Origin of the sequence: Symbiopectobacterium purcellii, from assembly GCF_019797845.1 — a bacterium.
GTDB lineage: Bacteria > Pseudomonadota > Gammaproteobacteria > Enterobacterales > Enterobacteriaceae > Symbiopectobacterium > Symbiopectobacterium purcellii.
In genome coordinates, this window is record NZ_CP081864.1 from 3,850,660 (window position 1) to 3,867,130 (window position 16,471).

The 16,471-nt window shown below is 54.2% G+C and carries 14 protein-coding genes, 1 pseudogene and 1 riboswitch; of the genes and pseudogenes, 7 read left to right on the forward strand and 8 right to left on the reverse strand.

Annotated features, from left to right (window positions below; all coding sequences use genetic code 11):
• Nucleotides 1-8 precede the first annotated feature (8 nt).
• A complete protein-coding gene (mraZ, locus tag K6K13_RS17970) occupies nt 9-467 on the reverse strand; it encodes a division/cell wall cluster transcriptional repressor MraZ (protein WP_222158203.1) in 459 nt (152 codons plus the stop codon).
• An 857-nt stretch (nt 468-1,324) separates the two neighbouring features.
• Between mraZ and K6K13_RS17975 the strand changes: the two genes are divergently transcribed.
• Nucleotides 1,325-1,765 (forward strand): L-alanine exporter AlaE, encoded by a 441-nt coding sequence (locus tag K6K13_RS17975; RefSeq protein WP_222158204.1) that lies wholly within the window; start codon nt 1,325-1,327, stop codon nt 1,763-1,765.
• Between the two features lie 92 nt (nt 1,766-1,857).
• Here the strand turns inward: K6K13_RS17975 and cra are convergent, their stop codons facing one another.
• The 5 genes and pseudogenes from cra to K6K13_RS18000 all read right to left on the reverse strand — a co-directional run bounded on the left by cra (nt 1,858) and on the right by K6K13_RS18000 (nt 7,589).
• Nucleotides 1,858-2,850 (reverse strand): catabolite repressor/activator, encoded by a 993-nt coding sequence (gene cra, locus K6K13_RS17980; RefSeq protein ID WP_222158205.1) that lies wholly within the window; start codon nt 2,848-2,850, stop codon nt 1,858-1,860.
• A 190-nt stretch (nt 2,851-3,040) separates the two neighbouring features.
• On the reverse strand, nt 3,041-3,532 hold the full coding sequence (gene ilvN, locus K6K13_RS17985) for an acetolactate synthase small subunit (protein ID WP_195312050.1): 492 nt from the start codon (nt 3,530-3,532) through the stop codon (nt 3,041-3,043).
• Between the two features lie 2 nt (nt 3,533-3,534).
• Complete coding sequence (gene ilvI, locus K6K13_RS17990) at nt 3,535-5,253, reverse strand: acetolactate synthase 3 large subunit (RefSeq protein ID WP_222158206.1); 1,719 nt, start codon at nt 5,251-5,253, stop codon at nt 3,535-3,537.
• Between the two features lie 313 nt (nt 5,254-5,566).
• Nucleotides 5,567-7,368, reverse strand: a pseudogene (locus K6K13_RS17995) (AMP-dependent synthetase/ligase).
• Between the two features lie 56 nt (nt 7,369-7,424).
• On the reverse strand, nt 7,425-7,589 hold the full coding sequence (locus K6K13_RS18000; RefSeq protein WP_222158207.1) for a hypothetical protein: 165 nt from the start codon (nt 7,587-7,589) through the stop codon (nt 7,425-7,427).
• A gap of 278 nt (nt 7,590-7,867) precedes the next feature.
• On the opposite strand from K6K13_RS18000, the gene leuA reads away from it, so the two are divergent.
• Genes leuA through leuD form a run of 4 tightly spaced genes read left to right on the forward strand, consistent with a single transcriptional unit; the run spans nt 7,868 to nt 12,571 of the window.
• Nucleotides 7,868-9,445 carry a 2-isopropylmalate synthase gene (gene leuA / locus K6K13_RS18005; RefSeq protein WP_222158208.1) on the forward strand — a complete coding sequence of 526 codons (1,578 nt, stop codon included), beginning with the start codon at nt 7,868-7,870 and terminating at the stop codon, nt 9,443-9,445.
• Complete coding sequence (leuB, locus tag K6K13_RS18010) at nt 9,445-10,539, forward strand: 3-isopropylmalate dehydrogenase (RefSeq protein WP_195312045.1); 1,095 nt, start codon at nt 9,445-9,447, stop codon at nt 10,537-10,539. The genes leuA and leuB overlap by 1 nt, the downstream gene beginning before the upstream one ends.
• Before the next feature lie 2 nt (nt 10,540-10,541).
• Complete coding sequence (gene leuC / locus K6K13_RS18015; RefSeq protein WP_222158209.1) at nt 10,542-11,954, forward strand: 3-isopropylmalate dehydratase large subunit; 1,413 nt, start codon at nt 10,542-10,544, stop codon at nt 11,952-11,954.
• A gap of 14 nt (nt 11,955-11,968) precedes the next feature.
• A complete protein-coding gene (leuD, locus tag K6K13_RS18020; RefSeq protein WP_222158210.1) occupies nt 11,969-12,571 on the forward strand; it encodes a 3-isopropylmalate dehydratase small subunit in 603 nt (200 codons plus the stop codon).
• Nucleotides 12,572-12,604: 33 nt separating this feature from the next.
• Here leuD and K6K13_RS18025 read toward each other — a convergent pair whose 3' ends face one another.
• A complete protein-coding gene (locus K6K13_RS18025; RefSeq protein ID WP_222161166.1) occupies nt 12,605-13,507 on the reverse strand; it encodes a LysR family transcriptional regulator in 903 nt (300 codons plus the stop codon).
• Between the two features lie 104 nt (nt 13,508-13,611).
• Between K6K13_RS18025 and K6K13_RS18030 the strand changes: the two genes are divergently transcribed.
• On the forward strand, nt 13,612-14,241 hold the full coding sequence (locus tag K6K13_RS18030) for an NADPH-dependent F420 reductase (protein WP_222158211.1): 630 nt from the start codon (nt 13,612-13,614) through the stop codon (nt 14,239-14,241).
• An 84-nt stretch (nt 14,242-14,325) separates the two neighbouring features.
• Here K6K13_RS18030 and sgrT read toward each other — a convergent pair whose 3' ends face one another.
• Nucleotides 14,326-14,490, reverse strand: a complete 165-nt coding sequence (gene sgrT, locus K6K13_RS18035; RefSeq protein ID WP_222158212.1) for a glucose uptake inhibitor SgrT — start codon at nt 14,488-14,490, stop codon at nt 14,326-14,328.
• Between the two features lie 90 nt (nt 14,491-14,580).
• On the opposite strand from sgrT, the gene sgrR reads away from it, so the two are divergent.
• On the forward strand, nt 14,581-16,254 hold the full coding sequence (gene sgrR / locus K6K13_RS18040; protein WP_222158213.1) for an HTH-type transcriptional regulator SgrR: 1,674 nt from the start codon (nt 14,581-14,583) through the stop codon (nt 16,252-16,254).
• A gap of 24 nt (nt 16,255-16,278) precedes the next feature.
• Nucleotides 16,279-16,408, forward strand: a riboswitch (TPP riboswitch).
• Nucleotides 16,409-16,471 lie beyond the last annotated feature (63 nt).

Here is a 16,471-nt window from a genome sequence, read left to right on the forward strand (position 1 = left end):
CAGCATGACTACAGTGATAAATCCTGCAATCTCTCGGACAACGGAGCGTCAGAGGATTGCTCAGCGTCAATATCGTCCTTGACTTGTTGATACCAGGCCTGTTCATCCCACAGTTCAAACTTGTTGAACTGACCGACCAGCATCACTTCTTTCGTCAGGCTCGCATGTTGCCGTAGCGTACTGGCAATCAGCAGACGCCCGGCATTGTCCATCTGACACTCACTGGCATGACCCAACAGCAACCGCTGCACGCGGCGCTCTGCGGGATTCATGCTCGACAGACGCGACAATTTTTGTTCAATGATTTCCCACTCAGGCAGGGGGTAAAGCAGCAGACAGGGCTGATGGAGGTCAATGGTGCAAACCATCTGACCTTGCGATATCTCTGACAGCGTTTCCCGATAACGGGTAGGAACGGCGAGCCGACCTTTACTGTCGAGGTTAATCAGCGTAGCCCCACGAAACATGCTCGAGTTACCCCTTCATGACCCTTTTCACCACTTTATCCCACAAATTCCCACATTGATGAGTTTACGGAGGGTATGAAAACCTTGTCAAGCCAGAGCGGACGCGCTTTGGAATTATTTCTGCCTCAAGACGAACATGAATGGCATAAAATGGAATAACAGACGGAAATTAAGGGGGATTAACGCCATGAAAATTTGAGGAAAAATTATTTCTGGATAAACAATCAGAAAGAAAAAGTAATAATTTCTCATTTTTACTTAAATTTACCATTAATCATAAAACGCTTATGAAATCGTCGCCGTATTCCTCCTCCATCACCTGCCTCCGGCGCTTGTCCGCAGCACGCTCCGGACCGATACCGGTCACATTTTTACCCAATAATACCGTTCATCTCATTCCACGCTTACAACAATCTCTGGCCGCTATTCTAATTTCTTTCAGGCAATGATGCTGCCAATTTTTCTTTATTTAAGGTTACGAAAAACAATTGAGGTCTTTTACCGTTAACCACTAAGTTCGCCGGTTAATTATTATATTATAAGAGTATTCCTAAAACCCACGTGTTGCGCGCTGTTATTTGGGTTGAAAGGGGACTTTTTGCCCACCGAAAAATAGCTGCCAAGCGCAAAAACACAACCAATTGTTTATAAACATAATTTTTCTGACTGCCGCGCTTAATAAACCGCCATGCCACCTTTCTTCTATAAAGTAGCGCCCATAAGAAAAAAGCATGAAAAAATAAAAATTTATCGCTATTTAAAACTTAAACATCCAGTGAAGTACACTACGCAAATAAAATAAACCAACATAATTAACTGCATTTAACCTCATTAACTGTATAACGGAGTATCTCTGCATGTTCTCCCCTGAATCCCGATTGCGTAGTGCGGTAGCGGACACAGTCGCTATGGTAATCTACTGTTTTATAACGGGTATGCTAATTGAGATCTTGCTGTCTGGCATGAGCTTCCAGCAGTCGCTCTCTTCGCTACTGGTGTCGATCCCCGTTAATATTGTGATTGCTTGGCCTTACGGCCTGTACCGCGATCGTATCCTGCGACTGTCTCAGCGCTACGTAACGCACGGTACCTGGGTAAAAAATCTGGCAGACCTGTTTGCCTACGTCAGCTTTCAATCGCCGGTGTATGTTGCCATCCTGTGGTTTATTGGTGCCAACCCGCAGCAGATCGTCGCAGCGGTAACCAGCAATGTGTTGATATCTATGGTAATGGGTGTCGCTTACGGTTATTTTCTCGATTACTGCCGCCGTCTGTTTCGCGTCGCCGTACCGGGCTGACGTTCAGGCCGACACCGCCATTATCGCTAAATACCGGCAACAAAAAAGCCATCCTGATACCGGATGGCTTTTTTATTAGGAATAATCCCAAATCAACGACGACTGAGTGAACCGCGCCGATAGAGACTGCGCCGAATACGCGTCAAACCCGCCTTGGGCTTCTTAGGTTCATCCAGGCTTGCCAGCACCCGCTCAGCCACTTCGCGATGGCGCTGTGCCACGGAAAGCACCGGACACTCGAGAAAATCGAGCAGCTCGTTGTCACCAAAGGTGGCAATCGCCAAATTGTTCGGCAGCCGTCCGCTCTGCTTCAGGGTAATATCCATCACCCCTTGCAACAACGGAAACGAGGTGGTGAATAGCGCCTGCGGCATCGGGTGATGCTGCAAATACTCTTCAAACGCCGTCGCCGCCGCTGAGCGTTCGTAGCTGTTGGCATAGAGGAAATTCACCTGACGCGGATCCTCTGCCCATGCCATACGAAACCCCTGTTCGCGCAGGAAACTCACCGAAAGCTCCGGCAGCGCGCCGAGATAGAGCACCGATTCCGCCGGGATCTTGCGCAGTTCCTGCGCCAGCATTTCCGCATCCTCACAATCGGCACCCACTACGCTGGTGAAGTGTTCGCGATCCAACGCGCGGTCCAGCGCGATAATCGGCAAGCTATCCCCCGCCCAACGCTGGTAGAACGGATGCTCCGGAGGCAGCGCCGTCGACACGATAATGGCATCGACCTGACGTTGCAGCAGATGCTCAATGCAACGCATCTCGTTATCCGGCTGATCTTCAGAACAGGCAATCAGCAGTTGATAACCGCGCTGACGCGCCTGACGCTCCAGATAATTGGCAATTTTGGTGTAGCTGGTGTTTTCCAGATCCGGAATCACCAGCCCGATAGAACGGGTACGCCCAGCGCGTAATCCAGCAGCCACCGCATTGGGATGATAATTATGCTCACGTACCACCGACATCACTTTTTCTACGGTTTTATCACTGACGCGGTATTGTTTGGCCTTGCCATTGATAACGTAGCTGGCGGTAGTGCGTGAAACGCCCGCAAGGCGCGCGATTTCATCCAGTTTCACGTTAGCCCCTTTAAATAAGCTGGAAAATAAAAAATAAGGATGTCCATATTTTAAGCATGGATATCGTATAGATCTAACCGCAGAAGCTGGTAATCAGCAACCGCTTTATTGTTGTTCAGGGCTATAGAGAGAAAAATAAAAGGCCCGCCGATACGACGAGCCTCTTTATCATAGATCAACACAGGGGAATTTAGCGCATAATCTTATCGCCGCGTGATACGCCGACAATACCCGAACGCGCTACCTCGACAATTTCTGCCACGTCACGCACCGCGCTCAAAAACGCATCCAGTTTGTCACTGGTGCCCGCCAGTTGCACGGTGTAGAGCGTTGCCGTGACATCCACAATCTGCCCACGAAAAATTTCCGTGCTGCGTTTCACTTCTTCCCGGCCATAACCCGTGGCCTGCAATTTCACCAGCATGATTTCACGCTCAACGTGCGAACCCTGCCCCAGTTCGCTCACGCGCAGCACGTCAACCAGCTTGTGCAGTTGCTTCTCAATCTGTTCGATAACCTTGGCATCGCCTACCGTCTGAATGGTCATACGCGACAGCGTTGGATCGTCGGTCGGTGCCACCGTCAGGCTTTCGATATTATACCCACGCTGGGAAAACAGGCCGACAACGCGCGACAATGCCCCAGATTCGTTTTCCAATAGTACAGATAAAATCCGGCGCATGATCAGGTCCTCTCCGTTTTGCTTAACCACATTTCATCCATGCCGCCGCCGCGCACCTGCATAGGATAAACGTGTTCACTGCTGTCGATAGTGATATCCACAAACACCAGACGATTCTTCACCGCCAACGCTTCGCTCAGCTTGCTTTCCAATTCCTGCGGCGACGTGATGGCAATACCAACATGTCCGTATGCTTCCGCCAGTTTGACGAAATCCGGCAGTGATTCCATGTAGGAGTTGGAATGCCTTCCGGAGTAGATCATGTCCTGCCACTGCTTCACCATGCCGAGGAAGCGGTTGTTGAGGTTAATCACCACGACTGGCAAATCATACTGCAACGCCGTGGACAGCTCCTGAATGTTCATCTGGATACTGCCATCACCCGTCACGCAAATCACCGTCTCTTCCGGCAATGCCAGTTTGATACCGAGTGCCGCTGGCAGACCAAAGCCCATGGTGCCGAGGCCACCTGAGTTCACCCAGCGACGCGGCAGATCGAACGGATAGTAAAGCGCAGCGAACATCTGATGCTGTCCCACGTCCGATGCCACATAGGCTTTACCGTCGGTCAACCGGTGCAAGGTTTCAATCACCGCCTGCGGCTTGATCTTGTCACTGTCTAACGGATATTTCAGGCATTGACGCGCACGCCACTGCTCAATACGCTGCCACCAGTCGCGCAGCGCGTCAAAATTCTGCTGCGTTTCACCCTGATCCAACAGTTCGAGCATCAGCGCAAGCACCTGCCGCGCATCACCCACAATGGGGATATCCGCATTCACCGTTTTCGAAATGGAGGCCGGATCGATATCGATATGCAGCACCGTGGCATTCGGGCAGTACTTCGCCAGATTGTTAGTCGTGCGATCGTCAAAACGCACGCCGACGGCGAAGATCACATCGGCATTGTGCATCGCCATGTTGGCTTCGTAAGTGCCGTGCATACCGAGCATGCCCAGACACTGACGGTGCGTGCCCGGAAAACCGCCCAATCCCATCAGAGAGTTGGTGACCGGCAGGTTCAAACGTTCGGCCAGTTGGCGCAGTTCATCATGGCACTCCGCATTGATAACCCCGCCCCCCGCGTAAATGATCGGGGATTGAGCACTTAACAGGGTTTGCAGCGCACGGCGAATTTGCCCCTTATGCCCTTGAATCGTCGGGTTGTAGGAACGCAGGGTGACCGCGTCAGGATAGAGGTACGGCAGTTTGTTGGCCGGGCTCATCACATCTTTCGGTAAATCCACCACCACCGGACCGGGACGCCCGCTTGATGCCAGATAGAACGCCTTTTTCAGCACCGTGGGCACATCTTCGGCCTGCTTGACCAAGAAGCTGTGCTTCACCACCGGACGAGAAATGCCGACCATGTCGCATTCCTGAAACGCGTCGTAACCGATAAGCGAGGTAGCTACCTGCCCAGACAACACCACCATCGGGATGGAGTCCATATAGGCGGTGGCAATCCCGGTAATGGCATTGGTGGCACCGGGGCCGGAGGTGACCAGCACCACGCCGACATCGCCGGTGGCGCGCGCGTAACCATCTGCCATATGCACCGCACCTTGCTCGTGGCGCACCAGAATATGGTCAATGCCGCCCACGGTGTGTAGCGCATCGTAAATATCCAATACTGCCCCGCCCGGATACCCGAACACATATTTCACGCCCTGATCGATCAACGATCGAACCACCATCTCGGCGCCTGACAACATCTCCATGGGATTGCCTCTTTTCGTTCTGAGAGCGGCATCGCGGCGCTGGCATCACAGCGCGACACGCGTCATTGTCTTATCCAGAATTTGAATATAGCCGATTACCATAACGTTAGAAGATGGCACAGGCAAACAAGGGTGAAGCAAGGAACAAACCAGCGGAAACGGGTTTACACCGCCAGAAGGGATTCGACTGAGATAAAACGCTAAACGGCGTCATCGCGGATAGTGATTATTCCGCGATGACGGTCAATGGTAGCGGGAAATTTTCAGCAAAAAAGTTAAAACTTCGTGTAGCACCCGTGAAAAGTTGTTCGGGTTATTCGCCATACATGGCATCAATTTCCGGCTGATAGCGCTGGGCAATGATCTTACGTCGCAGTTTCAATGTTGGCGTCAACTCCCCGCTCTCCATGGAGAAAGGGGTCGCCAGCAGGGTAAAACGCTTGACCTGTTCGACGCGCGACAGCTCTTTTGCATCTCGCGCAGGCGCTGTTCAAACAGCGCAATAATGTGACTGTGACGTAACAGTTCGAGCCTGTCGTGATACTTGAGGTTGGCCGATGCTGCGTACTCTTCCAGCGCTTCAAAGCAAGGCACAATCAACGCAGACACGTATTTGCGCGCGTCGGCAATCACCGCCACCTGCTCGATAAAGCGGTCCTGACCTAAGGTGCCTTCCAGGTGCTGCGGCGCAATATATTTTCCGCCGGAGGTTTTCATCAGGTCTTTCAGACGCTCGGTGATATACAGGTTACCCTCGGCATCCAGTTTCCCGGCATCGCCAGTTTTCAGCCAGCCATCGGCGGTGAAGGCTTCAGCAGTTTCCTGAGGACGGCGAAAATAACCGCGCATCAGCGTTGCACCGCGCACCTGTATTTCGTTTTCGTCACCAATGCGCACTTCAATGCCAGGCAACGGTGTACCGATCGAGCCCAGCCGTACGTTATTCGCTTCCCAGCACGATACCGTGGCGCAGGTTTCCGTCATGCCGTAACCGTAAATAACGCGCACCCCCATCGACTGGAAAAACAAAATGATATTCTCGTCCAGATGCGCGCCAGCCGCAGGCATAAAGCGAATCTTACCGCCCAGCAGGTGACGCAGCTTGGTCAGTACCAACCGATCGGCGACGCGATGCAGTAACGTCTGCAACGGTGAGCGTGGTTTATCCGAAATACGTGCCAGAAACGCCTTGCGCCCCTGCGCGATGGCCCAATTAAACAGCGTACGACGATGCCAGGGGGCCTGCGCGACTTTTTCGTGAATGGCGCTATACACTTTCTCGTAGAAACGCGGCACCGCACACATCACCGTCGGCGAAACGGCCTGCATGGCATTACGTACCAGATTGGTGTCGGTCAGATAGACGTTTTGCGCACCGGTGTGCATCATGTAAAACGACCAGGCGCGCTCAAACACGTGAGACAGCGGCAGGAAACTCAAAGAGATATCGTCCTGCGACACGCACAGACGCTCATCGTGCAACTTCAGCACCATCGCCATATTGGCGTAATCCAGCATCACCCCTTTCGGCTCACCGGTGGTGCCGGAGGTGTAGATCAAGGTGAAAAGATCGTCCAGATTACGCGCATCAATGCGCTGTTGCAGGGCCGGCTGCCAGTAGGCGTCATCCACATCGGCTTCAAACGCCGCCAGCGTCAGCGCCAACGGGCAGTGATGCAGATTCACATTGTCATCGAGCACGATGATGCGCTTAAGCTGCGGGCACTCCGGCAGCAGCGCCAATACCGCATCATACTGCGGCTGAGAACCGACAAACAGGGTGCGGATGTCAGCATCATTGATAATAAACGCCGCCTGTGTCGCCGTGTTGGTGGCATAGATCGGTACGGTTACGCCACGCACGTACAGCGTGGCGAGATCGGCCAGCGACCAGTTGAGCGAATTATGAGAGAACAACGCGACACGCTCTTGGGCATCAATCCCCAATGAGAGCAGTGCACAGGCAATGCGACGGATACGCACACCGGCCTGGAACCAGGTGAGCTGCGTTTCGCCAGAGGCAGACCATTCACGCAGTGCGGTACGGCCGGAACAATGAGCAATCTGGTGTTGGATGCGTTCAACCAAATGGTATTGCGACAAATGGGTAGACATAATAAAAATGAGCCTGGGAAATTTCAGCGTACAACTGTTTATTATTTTGGCGCAGTCTACTGATCTTGCCAGAAACCGCAACGATCTTTCACGTTGGCATCACGGAAGGTTGACGCCACGCACATCTGCCCCGATTGCGCCTCCGGCATGATGATGGCAACGCAAACGGTTTCGTAGCCGCAGGATGTGGGCGCAACACCACAGCCACAAATGCTTGACATACCCACAAGAATCAAGTACCAATAATAGCACGAGCGATGCCATTCCCGCCGCTAAGCGGTGTGTGGCAAATTTTGCAGCTAAACGGATCAGACGAGATATCATGTTCAAACACACTTTCCTACTAGGCCTACTACTACACGCATCAACATTGCGCGGTATGCCTGTGGGTGAAAGTCAGAGCTGATTTCACGTTACACAGAACGAAGAACCCGCGCCGATGCGCGGGTTTTTTTTTACCCGTTCGGCGCTCGAATAAACACGATAAGGAATCTTTCCAATGAGCCAGCAGGTCATTATTTTCGATACCACATTGCGTGATGGTGAGCAGGCATTACAAGCCAGTCTGAGTGTAAAAGAGAAGCTGCAAGTGGCCTACGCGCTGGAAAGATTGGGCGTGGACGTGATGGAAGTCGGCTTCCCGGTCTCTTCTCCGGGCGATTTCGAATCGGTACAGACCATTGCACGTCATATTAAAAACAGCCGGGTGTGTGGTTTGGCCCGCTGCGTCGATAAAGATATCGATGTCGCCGCCGAGGCGCTGCGCGTTGCCGAAGCCTTCCGTATTCACGTATTCCTGGCCACTTCCACCCTGCACATCGAATCCAAACTGCGTTTGTCGTTCGAGCAGGTGATTGAGAAAGCGGTTCACTCCGTCAAACGGGCGCGTAACTACACCGACGACGTAGAGTTCTCCTGCGAAGATGCTGGCCGTACGCCTATCGATAACCTGTGCCGTATCGTTGAAGCCGCAATTAACGCCGGTGCTACCACCATCAACATCCCTGATACCGTGGGTTACACCACGCCGTATCAGTTCGGCGGCATTATCACCACGCTGTACGATCGCGTGCCGAACATCGACAAAGCGATTATCTCCGTGCACTGCCATGACGATCTGGGAATGTCGGTCGCCAACTCCATCACTGCGTTACAGGCTGGCGCACGTCAGGTAGAAGGTACGTTAAACGGTCTGGGTGAGCGCGCAGGCAACACCGCGCTGGAAGAAGTGATCATGGCGATCAAAACCCGTCAGGATCTGCTGAATGTCCACACCAATATCAATCATCAGGAAATTTACCGCACCAGCCAGTTGGTGAGCCAGATTTGCAACATGCCGATCCCCGGCAACAAAGCGATTATCGGTTCTAACGCCTTCGATCACTCTTCCGGTATCCATCAGGACGGCGTGCTGAAAAACCGCTCCAACTACGAAATCATGACGCCGGAATCCATCGGCCTGAAAGAAGTGCAGTTGAATCTGACCTCCCGTTCTGGCCGCGCGGCGGTGAAACACCGCATGGAAGAGATGGGCTATCAAGAAAGCGATTTTAATCTGGACCAGTTGTACACCGATTTCCTGAAGCTGGCCGACAAAAAAGGCCAGGTTTTCGACTACGATTTGGAGGCATTGGCCTTTATTAATAGCCAGCAGGAAGACGAAGAGTTCTATCGTCTGGATGCTTTCAACGTGCAGTCTGGCTCCAACACCATTGCCACCGCCTCAGTGCAGTTGGCCTGTGGTGGCGAAGTGCAAGCTGAAGCCGCTACCGGAAACGGGCCAGTCGATGCCGTTTATCAGGCGATTAACCGCATCACGGGCTACGGCATTGAACTGGTGAAATACCAGTTGTCCGCCAAAGGCCAGGGGCGCGATGCATTGGGGCAAGTGGATATCGTCGCTGCTTATCAAGGCCGTCGCTTCCACGGCGTGGGTCTGGCGACCGATATCGTCGAATCCTCCGCCAAGGCGATGGTCAACGTATTGAACAACATCAAACGCGCACAGTTGGTAGAACAAGAAATTCAGCGTTTGCAGCACCACAACAAACAACAAAATAGCCAGGAAACAGTGTGATGACAAAGAGTTACCATATCGCCGTCTTACCCGGTGACGGCATCGGCCCGGAAGTCATGGCGCAAGCCCATAAAGTGTTAGACGCGGTTCGCCAGCGTTTCGGCTTGCGTATCACCACCAGCGAATATGACGTCGGCGGCATCGCCATCGACCGTCAGGGCACACCGTTGCCCCCCGCCACCGTCGCCGGTTGCGAGCAGGCTGACGCCATTCTGTTCGGCTCGGTTGGCGGCCCGAAATGGGAACATTTGCCGCCGGCTGAGCAACCGGAGCGCGGCGCGCTGCTGCCACTGCGTAAGCACTTCCGCCTGTTCTGCAACCTGCGCCCGGCACGTCTGTATCAAGGGCTGGAAGCGTTTTGTCCTCTGCGCAGCGATATCGCCGCCAACGGTTTCGACATTCTGTGCGTGCGCGAACTGACCGGCGGTATCTACTTTGGCCAGCCGAAAGGCCGTGAAGGCAGCGGTCAGCACGAGCGTGCGTTCGACACCGAGGTGTACCACCGTTTCGAGATCGAGCGTATCGCCCGCATTGCCTTTGAGTCGGCGCGCAAGCGTCGCAGCAAAGTTACCTCCATCGATAAAGCTAACGTGCTGCAAAGCTCGATCCTGTGGCGTGAAATCGTCACCGAAGTCAGCAAAGACTACCCGGACGTGACGCTGGCGCACCTGTACATCGACAACGCCACCATGCAGTTGATCAAAGACCCGTCCCAGTTCGATGTGATGCTGTGCTCCAACCTGTTTGGTGACATCCTGTCTGACGAATGTGCGATGATCACCGGCTCGATGGGGATGCTGCCTTCCGCCAGCCTGAACGAACAAGGTTTCGGTCTGTACGAACCGGCAGGCGGTTCTGCGCCGGATATCGCGGGCAAAAACATCGCCAACCCGATCGCACAGATCCTGTCACTGGCCCTGCTGCTGCGTTACAGTCTGGAAGCCGATGACGCGGCCAACGCCATCGAAAACGCGGTAAACACCGCGCTGGCCGAAGGCTACCGCACTGGCGATCTGGCGAGCCGTGACGGCAAAGCCATCAGCACCGACGAAATGGGCGACGCCATTGCCCGCTTTGTGGCGCAAGGGGTGTAACCATGAGCAAGACCTTATACCAGAAGTTGTTTGATGCCCACGTGGTGTTCGAAGCGCAGAATGAAACGCCGCTGCTGTATATCGACCGCCATCTGGTGCATGAAGTCACTTCCCCGCAAGCCTTTGATGGCCTGCGTGCCATGGGGCGCAAACTGCGCCAACCGGGCAAAACGTTTGCCACCATGGATCACAACGTGTCCACCCAGACCAAAGACATCAATGCCTGCGGTGAAATGGCGCGTATTCAGATGCAGGAGTTGATCAAGAACTGCGCCGAGTTTGGCGTGCAGCTGTACGATCTGAACCACCCGTATCAAGGCATCGTCCACGTTATCGGGCCGGAACAGGGCATGACCCTGCCGGGCATGACCATTGTGTGCGGCGATTCCCATACCGCTACCCACGGCGCCTTTGGATCACTGGCGTTTGGTATCGGCACCTCCGAAGTGGAGCATGTGATGGCGACGCAAACCCTGAAGCAGGGTCGCGCCAAAGCCATGAAAATTGAAGTCACAGGCCAGGCCGCGCCCGGAATCACCGCGAAAGATATCGTGCTGGCGATTATCGGTAAAACCGGCAGCGCGGGCGGTACCGGTCACGTGGTGGAATTCTGTGGCGACGCCATCCGCGCGTTGAGCATGGAAGGCCGCATGACGCTGTGTAACATGGCGATTGAAATGGGTGCAAAAGCCGGTTTAGTCGCGCCGGATGAAACCACGTTTGCCTACCTGAAAGGCCGTCAGTTCGCGCCGAAAGGGGCTGATTGGGATGCTGGCGTGGCGTACTGGAGCACGTTGAAATCCGATGCAGATGCCGTGTTTGATACCGTCGTCACCCTGGATGCCGCCGATATCGCGCCGCAGGTAACCTGGGGTACTAACCCCGGCCAGGTTATCGCCGTGAACCAGAATATCCCCGATCCTGAATCCTTTAGCGATCCGGTTGAGCGCGCTTCTGCCGCCAAAGCGCTGGCGTATATGGATCTGCAACCGGGCATCAAGCTGACCGATGTCGCCATCGACAAAGTGTTTATCGGTTCCTGTACCAACTCGCGTATCGAAGATTTGCGCGCTGCCGCCGCTATCGCCAAAGGGCGTAAAGTGGCCACTGGCGTGCAGGCTATCGTGGTACCCGGCTCTGGCCCGGTGAAAACCATGGCCGAGTTGGAAGGTCTGGATAAAGTGTTTATCGACGCCGGGTTTGAATGGCGTCTGCCGGGCTGTTCCATGTGTCTGGCAATGAACAATGACCGCCTGAACCCCGGTGAGCGCTGTGCATCCACCAGCAACCGTAACTTTGAAGGCCGTCAGGGACGTGCGGGTCGTACTCACCTGGTCAGCCCGGCGATGGCTGCCGCCGCCGCCGTGACAGGGCATTTCGCCGATATCCGCGAATTACCTTCGTCCGCGAATTAATAAGGAGACGCCTGATGGCTAAATTTACCCAACATACCGGGCTGGTCGTGCCGCTGGATGCCGCCAACGTGGACACCGATGCGATCATCCCCAAGCAGTTTTTGCAGAAGGTAACGCGTACCGGTTTCGGCCAACACCTGTTTCACGACTGGCGTTTTCTGGATGACGCGGGGCAGCAGCCTAATCCGGAGTTTGTGCTGAATCAACCGCGTTATAAAGGAGCCACCATCCTGCTGGCGCGTGAAAACTTCGGCTGTGGCTCCTCCCGTGAGCATGCTCCCTGGGCACTGACCGACTACGGTTTTCACGTGGTGATCGCCCCAAGCTTTGCGGATATTTTCTACGGTAACGCGTTTAACAACCAGTTGCTGCCGGTAAAACTGAGTGATACCGATATCGACGACCTGTTCAAACGGGTCGATGCTACACCAGGCATTACCTTTACGGTGGATCTGGAAGCACAAACGGTCAATGCAGGCGGGAAAACCTACCCGTTTGAGATCGACAGCTTCCGCCGCCACTGCATGATTAACGGGCTGGACAGTATCGGCTTGACGTTACAACACGAAGAGGCGATTGCTCGCTACGAACAGCAGCAACCGGTCTTTTTGCGTTAAGTCATAAGGCACCGCGCTGCGGTGCCTTCTATTTTACAGCCCCATACCCTCGCCAAACGCCTCTCTCAGCGCCTCGACAAAACAGCGAATCTTGACCGTTTGCCGCCGTGCCGCAGGCACCAGCACATGCATCGGGCGGGCGGGTCCTTCATAGTCCGGCACAACCTGAACCAAACGTCCGGCGTCAATCTCTTTGCCCAACACATCGGCGGGCCCCAAGGTAACGCCATAACCTTCGATAGCCGCATACAACAGTGCTTTCCAGTCATTGGCGCGAAACCGTCCGGTTGGCCTGACTTCTTCGCTCTGACCATCACGCTGGAACAACCAGCGGCACGGCACAGTGGGCGTCCATTCGCCGTACACCAGACACGCGTGATGCGCCAAATCACTGGGTTTCTCAGGGAAACCCTCGCGCGCTACATAGGTAGGTGAGGCGCAGGCAATCAGCCGATAGGGCCTTAACGGCCAGGCGATCATCGAACTGTCGGCCAGTTCACCGATACGTACGATCACTTCAAAACCTTCCTCAATCGGATCGACCATACGATCGTTAAGCGTCAGTTCGATCTGCGTATCCGGATAACGATCGAGATAGCGGGTAATAAAGGGCGCAAGCGCATAAGCACCAAAGGTGACGGGCGCATTAACCCGAATGGTTCCTGACGGCGTGGCTTTCATCTCCAGCGCAATCGCCTCTGCCGCATCAACTTCCGCCAACACTATCTTGCAGCGTTCATAATAGCTGCGGCCGATATCGGTCAAGCTTTGACGCCGCGTAGTGCGGTTGAGCAGTCGAGCGCCGAGACGCGCCTCTAACCAGGCCACATGCTTCGCCACCCCTTGCGGGGAAAGACGCAACGCCTCTGCCACTTCGGCAAAAGAGCCCAGTTCAGCCGCTTTAACAAAGATGTGCATACTGGTCAGCCTGTCCATCATTCACTCCAATGGGTTGTTTATCTAAGTTCCATTTGTGATTTTATCTTATTTTCGTGGTGAATTACGCTCCTTATTGATGAATGACCCAACAGGAGATCAGCATGAAAATAGGCATTATTGGCGCAGGCTTTGTCGGACGAACGATTGCCACGCTTGCGGTTAACACCGGGCATCAGGTAATGCTCAGTAACTCACGCGGCCCACAAACGCTGTTCAGCTTCCGCTCGATGGTGGGCTGTCAGGCAGGAACGGTGGAACAGGCCATTCAGTTTGGTGATGTGGTGGTGATAGCCGTTCCGCTGACGCCAATCGATCAGTTGCCTGCCACGCTGCTGGCGGGCAAGCAGGTACTTGATGCTGTCAATTATTACCCGGAGCGCGATGGCCAGGTTGATGTGCTCGACAGTGGGCAAACCACCACCAGCGAACTGCTGGCGCGCCATTTACCCGGTGCCATCATCACCAAGGCGTTTAATGCCATTCAGATGACCCAGTTGGAAAGCGATGGTTTACCGGCTGGCAGCCCCAACCGTCGCGCATTGCCACTGGCCGGGGACAATACGCAGGGCAAGCAGATTGCCCATGAATTGTATGAAGCCTTTGGCTTTGATGCCATCGACGTTGGCGCACTCGCGGAAGGGTGGCGCTTTGAACGGGGCACACCGGCCTACTGTGTACGTATGACCAAAGAGGCGTTGCTGGCGGCGCTGGACAGCGTGCAACACCACTAACGGGCAATAAAAATGCCAGCGGCGCAGGCCGCTGGCTGGTGAAAAGCACCATTACTCAGAAGTTTCTCTACTACCAGAACAGCACTAGAGCCATTGCCGGTACTCTTCTTCCGACATTTCATCGGTATGCCATTGTGTCACTTGCTGTAACAACGCCAGCTTTTGCTGAGCGCTGATCCTCCTCAGCCAGCAGCCAGGGCAATGCAAGAAGTAGTGCCGGTAAAATTGATTGAGCCGTGAAATCGCCATTAGCCACCTCCGTGCTTTCCTTGTTGTGCAGTATCACCGTAATATAGGGAAAGATAAATTGATGACTTTGGTTCGCGGAGTTCCTCTTTTATGTCGTCGACACGTTTGCAACAGCAGTTTGTCCGCCTCTGGCAGCGCTTTCAGGGGCAGGATACCGACACTACGCTTGAAGAGCTGGCCGGAGTATTACTCTGCTCACGCCGTCATATCCGTTCACTGCTCGGGGCCATGCAAAAAGAGGGATGGCTGCTGTGGCAAGCGGAAGCGGGACGTGGAAAACGCTCCCGTCTCAGTTTTATCTATACCGGCTTAACGCTGCAACAACAGCGCGCAGAAGACCTGCTGGAGCAGGAGCGCGTCGAACAACTGATCCAGTTGATCGGTGATAAAGAGACGGTACGCCAGATGTTGCTTTCCCATCTGGGTCGCCGTTTTCGTCAGGGGAAACATCTGCTGCGCGTGCTCTATTATCGTCCGCTGCGCAACCTGCTGCCCGGTTCTGCACTGCGACGCTCTGAGATGCATATCGTCAGGCAGATCTTCAGCGGGTTAACCAAGATAAATGAGGAAAACGGGGAAATCGCACCGGACCTCGCACACCACTGGCAGCAAATTACGCCACAACGCTGGCGTTTTTATTTACGCCCGGCGATCCGCTTCCACGATGGGCGCGAGTTGGTGATGAAGGATGTTATCGTCTCAGTGATGCGATTGACGTCGCAGGCATTGTTCTCACACATCACACGCGTGACGTCCCCCATCCCCTTTGTGATTGATGTTGAATTGAGCGAACCTGATGGTTGGCTCCCTTGGCTGCTCGGCAGTGCACATGCCATGATCCTGCCCCACGACTGGCAGGCACAGGCTGATTTCGCGCGCCACCCTGTCGGCACCGGCCCCTATGCAGTGGAGAAAAACAGCGACAGCCAGTTGAAAATAAAAGCCTTTGATGACTATTTCGGCTACCGGGCACTGATCGATGAGGTCAATATCTGGGTACTGCCTGACGCCTCCGAGGAACTGCCGGTATCCATTCAGGTACAAAGCGACACCACCATGCGCGACGAGTTGGAAAGCCGCATGGAGGAAGGGTGCTATTTCCTGTTGTTTGATACCCGCTCCACGCAGAGCGCGAACAGCGAGGTACGCCGCTGGATTAGTCAGGTTTTCCACCCCATTGCCCTGCTCGGCCAGACCGACAATACGCGCCGTTATGACTGGTCACCGGCGTACAGTCTGCTACCACGCTGGCACCACCAGCGTCTCGTCAACCTACAGCCCAAACCCGCTGGGCTGACAGACGTGACGCTAACGTTTTATCAGGAGCACCCCGAATACCGCATCATTGGCGAGATAATGCATAACCTTCTGGCGCAGCAGGGCGTGACGCTGCATATACAGAAAGTCGACTACGAGCAATGGTATCTGGGAGAAGCAGAAAGTGACATCTGGTTGAGCAGTGTCAACTGCTATCCACCGCTGGAGTTTTCACTGTTCGCCCTGCTCTATGAGTTACCGCTGCTGCGTCACTGCCTGAGCGGCTCGCTCCAAGAAGACGCGCAGCGCTGGCACAGTCAAACGCTCTCTATCGCCGACTTCAGCCAACGTTTGATTGAAAGCGGTGAGATTCACCCGCTGTTTCACCACTGGTTACAGTTGCAGGGGCAGCGCAGTATGCGCGGCGTGCGTATGAACATGTTGGGCTGGTTTGACTTTAAATCCGCCTGGTTTGTACCGCCGGAGCACGACGCCGACTTTCCATGATGCTACAAACCCTTTACAATAATGACGTTCTCAACGGGGTGCAGGCCGTTTGTTGATGATATCGCATTGTCAACGCACGGTATTTATGCTGAGAAAATACCCGTCGAACCTGATCCGGTTAATACCGGCGAAGGGATTTGAGAGTGCATTCGCCTGCCTCAAAGTCCTTTGCCACCCTAATATACCCAGGAGTGCAAAGTGTTACAGTCGCTATTAC